This is a genomic window from Haemophilus sp. THUN1690 (genome assembly GCF_059704375.1).
Genome location: NZ_AP046582.1, coordinates 1,103,670 through 1,115,384, shown reverse-complemented (window position 1 = coordinate 1,115,384; position 11,715 = coordinate 1,103,670). Strand labels below are relative to the sequence as shown.

Below are 11,715 nucleotides of genomic sequence, written 5' to 3'. Positions count from 1 at the left end.
TTTTACTTTAATTTTATTGAATGCCCAATGCTATTTTTGCGATACATATCGCAGACTTTGTATAAGTTACTCGTAAAACAAGAAAAGAGCGGTCAAAATTTTTTCTATTTTGCGTTTAATATTTTATGGAAAACAATGATGATTTAATGCCACGAGAAAAATTGCTTAAATTTGGCGTAGAAACTCTTGCTGATTATGAATTGCTGGCGATCTTTTTACGAACTGGCATAAAAGGCTGCCCAGTCATTCAGCTTTCAAAAAATGTCTTATTACATTTTGGTTCCTTACATACTTTACTTTCTTCAGATGAAAAAGCCTTCTGTTCCGTGAAAGGCTTAGGCATTACGCAATTTATTCAACTGCAAGCAATTACGGAGATGACCAAGCGTTATTTAAAGCAAGAGATGTTAAGTACGCCAATTATTAATGATCCTGAAACGGTAAAACTTTTTTTACTCACTGAATTGCAACATGAGGAAAGAGAAGTGTTTATGGTTTTATTTTTGGATAATCAACATCGTCTGATTAAAAAAGAGCGGTTATTTTTAGGTACAATTAATGTATCAGCGGTTTATCCTCGGGAAATAATTAAAGAGGCACTTTATTGTAATGCGGCTGCTTTAATTTTGGCGCATAATCATCCTTCGGGTATAACGGAGCCGAGTTATTCGGATCAGCTTATTACTAAAAAAATTCAGGAGTCTGCAGAACTAATGGAAATCAGAGTGCTTGATCACTTAATTGTCGGAAAAACAGATTGCTATTCTTTTGCAGAGAACTTTTTATTATAAATTTTTATAATGTTGACCATTTTTTTACCGATTACATCCAGGAAAATCGCATTTACACTTGAGAAATGAAAACAAAGCCAGTATAATTTGCGACCTTTAATATAGTAAGCGGGTCGGATTAGCGCGACCTGACGAGGTAGCAAGCTGGTTTTAACTGGCTTTAAACAATCCGAACCGTAAGCTCGAGCTTATATTTAATTATTGGAGATTATTATGTCTAGAGTTTGTCAAGTAACAGGCAAGCGTCCAGCTGTGGGTAATAACCGCTCACACGCGATGAATGCGACACGTCGTCGTTTTCTTCCAAACCTTCACACTCACCGTTTCTGGGTTGAAAGTGAAAACCGTTTCGTAACCTTACGCTTAACTGCGAAAGGTATGCGTATTATTGATAAAAAAGGCATTGATGCAGTATTAGCTGAAATCCGTGCTCGTGGCGAAAAAATCTAAGGAGCTAAAAAATGGCAGCTAAAGGCGCTCGTGAGAAAATCCGTTTAGTTTCTACTGCAGAGACCGGTCACTTCTACACAACTGATAAAAACAAACGTAATATGCCTGAAAAAATGGAAATCAAAAAATTTGATCCAGTAGTGCGTAAACACGTTATCTATAAAGAAGCAAAAATCAAATAATTTTGCTTATTTAGAAAAAGCCCGACATTGTTCGGGTTTTTTTGTATCCCAGATTTATTAAGGAACAAATCATGCCGGAACTTCCCGAAGTTGAAACTGCACTACGTGGTATTAGCCCTTATCTTAAGAATTTTACGATTGAAAAAGTTTTCGTACGCCAGCCTAAATTGCGCTGGGCTGTATCAGAAGAATTGATAACCCTTAAAAATGTAAAAATTGTCGATCTCACTCGTCGAGCAAAATATTTGATTATTCACACGGAAAAAGGCTATATCATCGGGCATTTGGGCATGTCAGGTTCGGTGCGAATTGTGCCACAGGATAGTGCAATAGATAAACATGATCATATTGATATTGTGATGAATAATGGCAAATTATTACGTTATAACGATCCCCGTCGTTTCGGTGCATGGTTGTGGACGAAGAATTTAGATGACTTTCATCTTTTCTTAAAGCTAGGGCCTGAACCGCTTTCTGATGAATTTAATGCAGAATATTTATTCAAAAAATCTCGTCAAAAATCCACCGCACTTAAAACCTTCTTGATGGATAACGCTGTGGTGGTGGGCGTTGGTAATATTTATGCGAATGAAAGTTTGTTTATTTGTGGTATTCATCCACTTAAACTCGCTAAAAATTTGACCCGCAATCAATGTATTTCCTTAGTGAATACGATTAAAGATGTTTTGAGAAAAGCCATTATTCAAGGTGGAACGACACTTAAAGATTTTTTACAGCCGGATGGGCGCCCAGGTTATTTTGCACAAGAATTATTAGTATATGGTAATAAAGATAAACCTTGTCCGAAGTGCGGCACAAAAATTGAAAGTTTAGTGATAGGGCAGCGTAATAGTTTCTTTTGTCCGAAATGTCAGAAAATGGGCTAGGGTGAATAGCTGTTTAATGGAAAATAGAATGAAAATAGCGGTCAGAAACGACCGCTATTTTTAATTTACTGGAAATTCTTCAATGACAACAGGAAGTTGTAAAATTTTGCCTAATCGTAGAATGGTGACGAGAACTTTTGAATTAGGTTTTGTATTTGCGATAATTTGCATCATTTCTCGGGCTGAAATGCCTTTTTGATTATTTAATTCCAAAATGACATCGCCTAATTGAATGCCTGCTTTTGCTGCTGGGCTATTCGGACTTACACCAGTGATGACTATGCCTTCTTCACTACTTGAACTGATGTCACTTTGCACACCAAAATATCCTCGGATAACACGTCCATCTCGTATAATTTTCTGTAAAACATCATTTGCAATATCCATTGGAATCGCAAAATTTAGTCCTTCTGCGATTTCATTGGCGGTTTTGCCAATACTAAGGGTGCTGATTCCAACCAATTCCCCTGCAGAATTAATTAATGCGCCGCCTGAGTTGCCACGGTTAATTGAAGCATCGGTTTGGATGAAGTTTTGTCTGCCAACAGAATCACCTACCACATTACGTCCCACTGCGCTAATAATACCTTGAGACACGCTTTGCCCTAAGTTGTACGGATTACCGATTGCTAATACCACATCACCAACGTGAGCTTGACGATTTGAGTTTTGTGGAATGGTTGAAAGATTATTTGCACGAATTTTGAGAACAGCGAGATCGGTGAGATTATCCGAACCAACAAGACTAGCCTCAAAAATATTTCCGTTTTGCAACGCTACTACAATTTGATCCGCATTTTGGATAACGTGTTTATTCGTCAGAATATAGCCATCTTTACTCATAATCACGCCAGAACCTAAGTTATTCACTTGTAGCTGATCATTATCATTAATGCTGGCAGATGAAAAAGAGCGGTTATAAACATTCACTACCGCAGGTGAGGCAATACGCACCGCATTTTTGAACGATACAATATCGTCTGAAGTGAAAATATTTCTGTTATTCAGTCTTGGAACCGCAAACAAAATCACGCCTGCAGCCGCCAAGCCCCAAAGTGCGGAATGGAAAAGTTTTTTAAGCATTTAGATTCCTTTCGGTGTATAAGTTAATTTTATATCGTCACCGATTTGTTCTAATTCATTGAGTTGCCATAATGGTGCATCGGCAAGTTTAGTTAAATTCGGTAATTGGCATAAACCACGAGCATTGTCGCCAAGTAATTTTGGCGCAATGTAAATAATTAATTCATCGACTAATTTCGCATCAATTAAACTACCCGCTAAATTTGCCCCAGTTTCTACCCAAAGGGTATTTATTTGTCGTTTTCCCAGTTCTCGCATTAATTCTTTTAGTAAATTTTCTTTTGGAAGAAGAATTTGTTCGCAGAAATCAGGAAAGCCAGCTAAATCTCGCGATTCATTAGAAACTAACCAAACGGGAGAATGAGTTAAAAAAAGTTTATGAGTCGGCTGAATGCTATGTTGTGAATCTAAAATGACTCGCACAGGCTGGCGAAGATCTTCTTTTTTATATTCTGTTTTAAGATTTTCAGGAAATTCGTCCCAGCGTACGTTCAGGCTTGGATCATCTGCAAGTACTGTCGCAGAAGTGGATAAAAGCGCAGATGATTTTGCTCGCATTTTTTGAACGTCCGAACGAGCATCAGGGCCCGTAATCCATTTACTTTCTCCGCTTGCCATTGCTGTTCGTCCATCTAAACTCATTGCAAGTTTGAGTTGAACAAAAGGCATACCTTGACGCATTCGTTTTAAAAAGCCTTTATTTATTTTTTCCGCTTGATCATTTAATAAATTCACCGCACTTTCGATACCTGCATCAGACAACATTTTCAAACCTTTCCCTGCGACTTGAGGATTAGGATCTTGCATAGCAGCAATGACTTTCACTATTCCAGCCTCGATTAATCCTAATGCACAAGGCGGTGTGCGACCATAATGAGAGCAGGGCTCTAAGGTGACGTAAGCGGTTGCTCCTTTGGCATTTTCACCAGCTTGAGCTAGGGCAACGCGTTCAGCATGAGGTTGCCCCGCTTTAAAATGAAAGCCTTCCCCCACAATTTCACCATTTTTTACCAATACGCATCCTACCGATGGATTCGGTGTGGTGGTATATTGTCCTTTGGCGGCTAAATCTAAGGCGCGTTGCATAAATTTGCTATCTTGTGTGGAAAATTCGCTCATGGTTAATCCTTTAAGCTCTCAATTTCTTTGGTGAATTGATTAATATTATCGAAACTCAAATAGACCGATGCAAAACGAATATAAGCCACTTTATCGAGTTTTTTTAACTCATTCATCGCGAGTTTTCCAACCAGTTTACTTGGTACTTCACGTTCACCCGTCGCGCGTAATTGAAAAATTATATGGTTAATTGCTTGTTCAACATCATCCGCACTTACAGGGCGTTTTTCCAACGCATGCTGAATACCACTGCGTAATTTATCTTCATTGAACGGCTCTCGAGTGCCGTCAGTTTTAATAATTTTTGGTACGATTAATTCGGCTGTTTCAAAGGTAGTAAAACGCTCATGACAATGACCGCACTCACGACGGCGACGAACCTGATAGCCATCCGATACCAAACGGCTATCAATTACCTTGGTTTCTTCTGTAAAACAAAATGGACAGCGCATAGACAATTCTCCGTAAAAAGGCTGTTATCTTAGCAAAAAATCGGTTCTTTGACGATGAGCTTTATGCCTTTCTTGTCTTCTTTTGTACGAATAATAAGCCAAACCAATCTTTTGTTTGTTTTAATAATTTTTCGATATTTCCAGTTTGTTCAAATCTTGAGGTTTGCGCCAATATGCGTGACCAATATGGATCTGCTTGAGCGCCGGATTTGCTGTCTTCACGTAGTTCCTGAAGTTTTCTAGAAATATTGTCAAAATCAACCGTGCTTTCATCGTTCACAATAAAATCATTAATATTTTTTATGGTTGGTACTAATTGGATTTCTATTTGGCTTTGTAAATAATCTTTTACGTAAATTTTTAATTGAGCGAGAGCGGTTTCACGCTCAATAGGCGGTAATTCGATAACTTGATCTTGCGTAATTAATTTTGGTGGTACAGCATTTTCTTGTGTGACACATTGAATCAAATAATAAATCCAAGGACGGATGCAATAGCGATCTTTGTATTTCGCAAAATGCCACTGAATCACCTGTGAATCATCGCCAAATAAAGGCTCCATATAACCAAATAGACGAATTTCTTGATTTTCATTTTGCCAATCTGCGGAGAGATTGAAATCGACGGAAGCGTGTTTGGCTTCACCAAGATCTGATATTTTCTTTTTAAATTCCAAAACATTGTCTCGAATATTTTCAGCATAAACTTTTCCAAATTCGGCTCGAGGTAACACGCCTTTAACTTCTGCTTGTCTAAAATAATCAGCAAAATTTTGTTCATCAAGGTAGATTAAGTCATTATTGAGAGAGTAATTATCTAATCCACTTAAGGTGAAGTTTTCACTGTCGGCAATACGAGCATCTTCATCGCGGAAATAGACACCGAGTTGTTTTTCAAAGAAAAATTTCACAGGGTTTTCCACAAAGCTGACTAAACGATCCAGTTCAATTTCTTCGATTTTTTCTGGGTTTTCTGTCATGGTGACGGCAAATTCTGAATTGCTAGCAGTCGCGTCAAATTGTGCTATTGGCAACCATTTTGTCGCAAAAGAGCGGGTAAATTTTTCGTTATATTTGAAATTATCTGGACTAAATGCCGTCATCGGATGCTCAATCACCGTAAGAGTATTTTCTCGTTGTCCTTGATTAATATAATCTAAGAGTTGGCTTACCAATACAGAAGGTTCTTTTGGTTGATTATCTGTAATGGAACGGCCAACATAGCTGATATAGCAATAATCACGTGCTGCCAATAAGGCTTCTAAGAACAAATATCGATCATCATCACGGCGAACACGGTCGCCTTTTTGATGGTGATACTGCATTAAATCAAAACTGTTTGGTGTTTGTGTTCTAGGGTAATCCGCATCATTCATTCCAAGTAAACAAACCGCTTTGAATGGCACTGAACGCATTGGTAATAAGGTGCAGAAGTTTACTTTCCCTGCAAGGAATTTGAGGCTATTTGGCGCATCTTCCAATTTCATTGTGATGACATCGGCAATCACATCTGCTTGTAATTCTTCAGTAAAATGGAGCACTTTTAGGTGCTCAGCTAATTCATTAATTTTCTCTTGAATATAGAAAATCGTGTCGCTTGTGTCTTCATTTTGCACGAAGAAATCTGATAAAAGTGCGGTTAAAATTTCTTGCCATTTTTCGATGGAATGCGCTTGTTGCAGCGTTTCATGCAGCGCGGAAAGTGCGGTGAAAAAGTGAGATAAATTTCCAGCAAGCTCGCCCTTTAAGCCATAACTGCTGTTTAAGCCCAGACTATCTTGCCAAATGCCGTGTTCTTCACGCATCGCATAGCCTAAAATCATTCGTTCTAATCCAGCTTGCCAAGAATTGAAATTGATGCCATCTTGATTTTTTTGCAAACCGAAACGAATCCCTGAATCCGCCACCCATTCTCTCACTAATGGTAAATCAGCAAGAGAAATATTAAATCGTTCTCGCATCGCAGGAATATCCAACAATGCTAAGACATCCTCTGCACTAAAATTGCTTTCTTTTAAGCGTAATAAAGTTAAGTAACTTGATACCAACACATCGCTTTCTGAAAGTTTATTATCCGAAAGTGAAAATGGAATTTGTGGGGCATCTCCATTTTTTTGCCCGAAAACTGCCTGAATATAGGGTGTGTATTGGTTAATATCTGCCACCATAACAACTACATCTTTTGGCGTAAGGTTAGGATCCTGATTGAATAAATCCAGTAAATAATCGTGCAATACTTCCACTTCCCGCATAGCACTGTGGCAAGAATGTAGGGTTAAAGTACGGTCATTTTTTGCGATATTTAGCGGTTTATTTTCTAAATGAAGAATTTGAGATTGCAATTGTCCAAGTAAACCCTTTGTATTAATTTCTTGATAGGCATTGACGGGATAAGTTGGAATATGTTCTTCATCTCTCACCAAGGTGTAAAGAAAATCTCGCCCCATTTTTCCCCAAGCAGCCAGTAACGGATTACCTACTTGAAGGTTTTCATTTTGATAAGTGACGTCAAACTGAGCGTTTTCTAGTTGAGAAAGTTGTTCCTCGGAAAAGAGCGGTTGATTTTCATTTTGTTTATTGAATTGATAACGCTGACGAGAACGCAAATAATCAAGGCGTAGATCACTAATATCCCCCCAATATTCTTGGCATGGATTATTAAAAAATAAATGAATATCCACTTCTGATGACATGGCTTGCAAAATATTGAGATAAGCAGTTGGGAGCGCAGGAATACCAAAAATAAATATGCGTGAAGGTAATTTTTTCGGTGCTTTTTTATCAGCAAGTAAGGCTAAGAATTGATTATGCAAAGCCGCTCGATGTGTAGCATCACCAACCTCTGATTTAACATCGACGACCAATGCACGCCATAACTCACCTTGCCATTTTGTATTGCCTTGAATTTGCTCAAACAAAATATTGTTTAGATTAGGTTGTTGTTTTTGTATTTGAGCAGTGATTTGTTCATCTTCGTCTTTTTCCCAAGCAAAAATCCATTCTGGTCGATAAACTAAATATTGGTCAAATAAATCGGCAATTTTGCTGCTGAGTTGATAAAGTTTGTATTGTTCAGAATGAGGCGATGATGCTAAATAATTACGTAAAGGTGAAAAACTTTCTTTCTCGAGAAAAGTCGGGATTAATCGCATTAAACGCCATGTCATTGAATCTTTATCAAAAGGGTTTTCCAATGCTGTTGCAGGTAAGTTCTGAGCATAAAGTTGCCATATAAAACTTGCTGGCATAGGAAATTTGAGGTTCGCTGAAATGCCTGTTTCTTTCGCTAATTCAATTTGCAGCCATTGCGCCATACCCGGGCTTTGCACCAAGATAATATCCTGCTGAAAAGGATCTTCTGGAGGTAACGATTTGAACAAGGAAGAAAGAATCTCTTTTTGTTTTTCGAGTTGATTGGAATAATAAACAATGAACACAATGGCAACCTTTTGTGATGATTTAATCTAGAAAAAGACAATGCCATTCTACTTAGTTTTTATCGAAATTTCACCCATAGGATAACGCACAATGACGCGTTCGTTTTGACATTGAACACGAAAAGTTAAGCCATTTTGTTGTATCAATTGTTCACAAGCTAACCCTAAAAATTGGCGTTGAGCTTGATTCTCCGCAATCTGTATCGCCTGAAAATCTTGATAAGTTTTTACCGCACTTTTTCTTTGGCTTGCCGTCCATTGATTGAAAGCAATAAATAAAACGCTAAATAAAGCCAAAGAAAATAATAGGGTAGTGAGCGACATGCCTTTATTCATCTGGAACATTAAAATCACTCCAACTTTTTTCTGCCAATTGCCACTGGCTATATTGTTGTACTAAGGTTGTTACGACAGGTTTTCCATAGGCCAACGTCACCCCATCTAAAGTTAAATTCCCGTTGGTGAGTATCGCGCCACTAATCCTTCCTTTGCCCGTTAGTTTTAAATCTCCCTCCGCAATTAATACGGCAGACACGATGCCATTAATTTCAATTTCCGCTTGTGAATCTGAAAACCAATAAAGTTTAGGTGTTTTATTCGCGTTTAAAATCTTGGGCGGGGAAGAAAAGTGCGGTCGAAAATCCGTTAGTTTTTCTGTGTGAATAAAATCTTTCAATGCACCTTGATTATCGCCTCGGGTAGGCGATTTTTTAAATAGGCTCATTCTTTCACACCAAAGAAAATATTGAATTGCATCGGTGGCACCATCAAGCGTGATACTGATTTGCTTTACACTTTCATTATTATTTAACGGTAAATCAAGGCAGGCAGTTTGTTTTTTCTCCTCTGTCATTTTTTGCAGTTGTAATGTTCTTTCCACATAGTGTTTTCGTTGATTTTGTTGCGCACGAAAAAAACTTAAATGGCTGTCATCCAACAATAAAAACGCAGTTAATAAACCTGAAATAAAAATCAGAATAGTCAGCGTAATAATGCCTTTTTGTGTTGTCATTATTTTTGATTCCAAAGCGCAACGACAAGGGATGTTTCATAACTGATGTTTGGGGTTTGTTTTAAATTTCCTTTTAGCTTGATTTCTAATCCTTTGCCTTTAATTAACCAATTAAATTGCAGGGTAGTGACTTCGTATTCATTGTTATCTAATAAATCTGTCCAACCGCCCCCAGCGTTACAAGCGGTTTGTTGAAAAGCTCGTTTACAAGTTTCTGCTGTGCAATTAGCTGGAATAACACTTTGATAAGTTAGTTTGGTTTTTATCATTTTGTTACTCACTTTATAACCGAATAATTCTTCTGTACTGGTTTTGGATGTATTTTTCCCATTTTTCATACAGGTTTTCGGTGAATCTTTGCCAATACAACCATTTTTATTTAAATCATAAAAGAACAACACGCAGCTATTAGGTGGTGCGTTATCTTCTTGGCTAATGAAAATGGCCGTACCTTGTTCATCTAATTCAAATAAAGATAAATTGCTTTCTGTTCCTTTTGTATTTAATGCTCTAAATCCCAATCGTCGAAGATCTTTACCTATGAGCTGTAATGTTCGTTGTAATTCTGCTTGTAGTTTTAAATACAATAACATGTGTTGATTTTGCGTTTGTATTTGCACATAAAAATGTGAAATGCTTAGCAATAATAAAGACGACAATGCTAGCGAAATCATTAGTGCTAATAGGGTTTGTCCTTTTAATAATGTTTTCATGATTGATTGCATGCACTAGCCGCTTGATTGGTTTTCAAACGAATACTGCCAACATTGAAAAATGAAAATAATGTACGTTCATTTTCCGCTTGCAGAATAAAGCAACGAGTAACACTGGTATTACGAGCCCCATAAAACCTCGTGATTTCTTTGGGATAAATATAATGGCTTTGAATCATCGTTTTTTTAGGAAAATAAGGATAGTAAAAATGAGCATAGGCCTCTTTCGGGCAGTTTGTTGGGTTTAAACAATCGCAAGTTTGATCATTTTTTACTTGTGCCGTTAAGCACCATTGTTGTGTCGCAAGGTTACGATTGATAAGTAAAAACCACACTTCCGATGAATTTTCTGCTCGTGCTTGAATTTGACGTAGAAATAAATATAGGCGATGTTGCTCTTTGGCTAAAATCGTTTTAGGTGAGTCTGTTTGCCATAATGGCACGGCAAAATTCAGCGCAATGCTGATGATTGCTAACCCAATCAATAATTCTACTAATGTCACACCTTTCTGCATAAAACGCTCCAATTTTCTACCGCACTTTAATGGCAAATAATTAATGGAAAAATCACTTCATGCTATTTTTGCGATCTGTATCGCAAACTTTTCCTGAAAACCTATAAAAACCATTGTTTTATAATTTTCAACTGGTTATTCTGGCAAATCTCGCTATAATGGCGCGGAATTTTTCTGTTCTTTAAAATCTGGTGGAAATATGAATCCAATGTTAAATATCGCAATTCGTGCGGCACGAAAAGCGGGCAATGTGATTGCTAAAAATTATGAACGCCGTGATGCTATCGAAAGCACACAAAAAGGTATTAATGATTATGTGACAAACGTTGATAAAGCGGCAGAAACAGAAATCATTGAAATTATTCGTAAATCTTATCCTGACCACACCATCATTAGCGAAGAAACGGGTGCGCTTGAAGGCAAAGATAGTGATGTACAATGGGTGATTGATCCACTAGATGGTACCCGTAATTTTATGACGGGCCTTCCTCATTTTGCCGTGTCTATCGCAATTCGTGTAAAAAATCGTACTGAAGTCGGGGTTGTTTACGATCCAATCCGCAATGAATTATTTACCGCTGTGCGTGGTGAAGGCGCAAAATTAAATGAAGTACGTTTACGTGTAGATAGTAAACGTGAAATTCAAGGTTCAATTTTAGCGACCGGTTTCCCATTCAAACAACCAAAATTAATGCCAACTCAATTTGCAATGATGAATGCCTTAATTGAAGATGCCGCAGATTTTCGTCGTACTGGTTCTGCTGCATTGGATTTATGCTATGTGGCGTCAAACCGTATTGATGGCTATTTTGAAATGGGCTTAAAAGCATGGGATTGCGCAGCGGGCGATTTAATCGTGCGTGAAGCGGGTGGTTTAGTTTGTGATTTTGATGCTGGTAACGGCTACTTACGTAGCGGCAATATTATCGCCGCACCATCACGCGTAATTAAAGAAATGTTAAATAAAATCCGCCCTTGTTTAGGTGCTGAATTTAATCATTAATTTTTATAAGTACAATAGCACCTATTAAGGTGCTATTTTTAATTTTATTAATGAAAAATACTTGATTAGTGA

The 11,715-nt window shown here is 37.6% G+C and carries 13 protein-coding genes; 5 read left to right on the top strand and 8 right to left on the bottom strand.

What is annotated here, in order from left to right:
• Positions 1-125: 125 nt before the first annotated feature.
• The 4 genes from radC to mutM all read left to right on the top strand — a co-directional run bounded on the left by radC (position 126) and on the right by mutM (position 2,310).
• The gene (gene radC, locus AC6H22_RS05200) at positions 126-791 is read left to right on the top strand and encodes a RadC family protein (RefSeq protein ID WP_005627369.1); all 666 of its coding nucleotides are present in this window, start codon (positions 126-128) and stop codon (positions 789-791) included.
• Between the two features lie 213 nt (positions 792-1,004).
• Positions 1,005-1,241 carry a 50S ribosomal protein L28 gene (rpmB, locus tag AC6H22_RS05195; RefSeq protein ID WP_005542826.1) on the top strand — a complete coding sequence of 79 codons (237 nt, stop codon included), beginning with the start codon at positions 1,005-1,007 and terminating at the stop codon, positions 1,239-1,241.
• A gap of 11 nt (positions 1,242-1,252) precedes the next feature.
• A complete protein-coding gene (rpmG, locus tag AC6H22_RS05190; protein WP_005613503.1) occupies positions 1,253-1,423 on the top strand; it encodes a 50S ribosomal protein L33 in 171 nt (56 codons plus the stop codon).
• A gap of 71 nt (positions 1,424-1,494) precedes the next feature.
• Positions 1,495-2,310, top strand: coding sequence for a DNA-formamidopyrimidine glycosylase (gene mutM, locus AC6H22_RS05185; RefSeq protein ID WP_497515465.1), 816 nt, complete (start codon positions 1,495-1,497; stop codon positions 2,308-2,310).
• Positions 2,311-2,370: 60 nt separating this feature from the next.
• On the opposite strand, the gene degS is transcribed toward mutM, so the two are convergent.
• The 8 genes from degS to AC6H22_RS05145 form a co-directional block, all read right to left on the bottom strand.
• A complete protein-coding gene (degS, locus tag AC6H22_RS05180; RefSeq protein WP_497515464.1) occupies positions 2,371-3,393 on the bottom strand; it encodes an outer membrane-stress sensor serine endopeptidase DegS in 1,023 nt (340 codons plus the stop codon).
• A complete protein-coding gene (gene ribD / locus AC6H22_RS05175) occupies positions 3,394-4,512 on the bottom strand; it encodes a bifunctional diaminohydroxyphosphoribosylaminopyrimidine deaminase/5-amino-6-(5-phosphoribosylamino)uracil reductase RibD (protein ID WP_497515462.1) in 1,119 nt (372 codons plus the stop codon).
• A 2-nt stretch (positions 4,513-4,514) separates the two neighbouring features.
• Positions 4,515-4,964: a transcriptional regulator NrdR gene (gene nrdR / locus AC6H22_RS05170; RefSeq protein ID WP_005627362.1), complete on the bottom strand. Its 450-nt coding sequence runs from the start codon at positions 4,962-4,964 to the stop codon at positions 4,515-4,517.
• A gap of 61 nt (positions 4,965-5,025) precedes the next feature.
• Complete coding sequence (gene recC / locus AC6H22_RS05165; protein ID WP_497515461.1) at positions 5,026-8,400, bottom strand: exodeoxyribonuclease V subunit gamma; 3,375 nt, start codon at positions 8,398-8,400, stop codon at positions 5,026-5,028.
• 48 nt (positions 8,401-8,448) lie between these two features.
• A complete protein-coding gene (locus AC6H22_RS05160) occupies positions 8,449-8,736 on the bottom strand; it encodes a DUF5374 domain-containing protein (RefSeq protein ID WP_497515535.1) in 288 nt (95 codons plus the stop codon).
• Positions 8,729-9,412 carry a DUF2572 family protein gene (locus AC6H22_RS05155; protein WP_497515460.1) on the bottom strand — a complete coding sequence of 228 codons (684 nt, stop codon included), beginning with the start codon at positions 9,410-9,412 and terminating at the stop codon, positions 8,729-8,731. The genes AC6H22_RS05160 and AC6H22_RS05155 overlap by 8 nt, the downstream gene beginning before the upstream one ends.
• Positions 9,412-10,128, bottom strand: coding sequence for a hypothetical protein (locus AC6H22_RS05150; RefSeq protein ID WP_497515534.1), 717 nt, complete (start codon positions 10,126-10,128; stop codon positions 9,412-9,414). The genes AC6H22_RS05155 and AC6H22_RS05150 overlap by 1 nt, the downstream gene beginning before the upstream one ends.
• Positions 10,122-10,640 (bottom strand): prepilin-type N-terminal cleavage/methylation domain-containing protein, encoded by a 519-nt coding sequence (locus tag AC6H22_RS05145; RefSeq protein ID WP_497515459.1) that lies wholly within the window; start codon positions 10,638-10,640, stop codon positions 10,122-10,124. The genes AC6H22_RS05150 and AC6H22_RS05145 overlap by 7 nt, the downstream gene beginning before the upstream one ends.
• A gap of 199 nt (positions 10,641-10,839) precedes the next feature.
• On the opposite strand from AC6H22_RS05145, the gene suhB reads away from it, so the two are divergent.
• A complete protein-coding gene (gene suhB / locus AC6H22_RS05140; RefSeq protein WP_118861791.1) occupies positions 10,840-11,643 on the top strand; it encodes an inositol-1-monophosphatase in 804 nt (267 codons plus the stop codon).
• Positions 11,644-11,715 lie beyond the last annotated feature (72 nt).

Bases quoted from the DNA above. Each gene is read 5' to 3' on its own strand.
- radC (WP_005627369.1), top strand. From the start codon at position 126: ATGGAAAACAATGATGATTTAATGCCACGAGAAAAATTGCTTAAATTT.
- rpmB (WP_005542826.1), top strand. From the start codon at position 1,005: ATGTCTAGAGTTTGTCAAGTAACAGGCAAGCGTCCAGCTGTGGGTAAT.
- rpmG (WP_005613503.1), top strand. From the start codon at position 1,253: ATGGCAGCTAAAGGCGCTCGTGAGAAAATCCGTTTAGTTTCTACTGCA.
- mutM (WP_497515465.1), top strand. From the start codon at position 1,495: ATGCCGGAACTTCCCGAAGTTGAAACTGCACTACGTGGTATTAGCCCT.
- degS (WP_497515464.1), bottom strand. From the start codon at position 3,393: ATGCTTAAAAAACTTTTCCATTCCGCACTTTGGGGCTTGGCGGCTGCA.
- ribD (WP_497515462.1), bottom strand. From the start codon at position 4,512: ATGAGCGAATTTTCCACACAAGATAGCAAATTTATGCAACGCGCCTTA.
- nrdR (WP_005627362.1), bottom strand. From the start codon at position 4,964: ATGCGCTGTCCATTTTGTTTTACAGAAGAAACCAAGGTAATTGATAGC.
- AC6H22_RS05160 (WP_497515535.1), bottom strand. From the start codon at position 8,736: ATGAATAAAGGCATGTCGCTCACTACCCTATTATTTTCTTTGGCTTTA.
- AC6H22_RS05155 (WP_497515460.1), bottom strand. From the start codon at position 9,412: ATGACAACACAAAAAGGCATTATTACGCTGACTATTCTGATTTTTATT.
- AC6H22_RS05145 (WP_497515459.1), bottom strand. From the start codon at position 10,640: ATGCAGAAAGGTGTGACATTAGTAGAATTATTGATTGGGTTAGCAATC.
- suhB (WP_118861791.1), top strand. From the start codon at position 10,840: ATGAATCCAATGTTAAATATCGCAATTCGTGCGGCACGAAAAGCGGGC.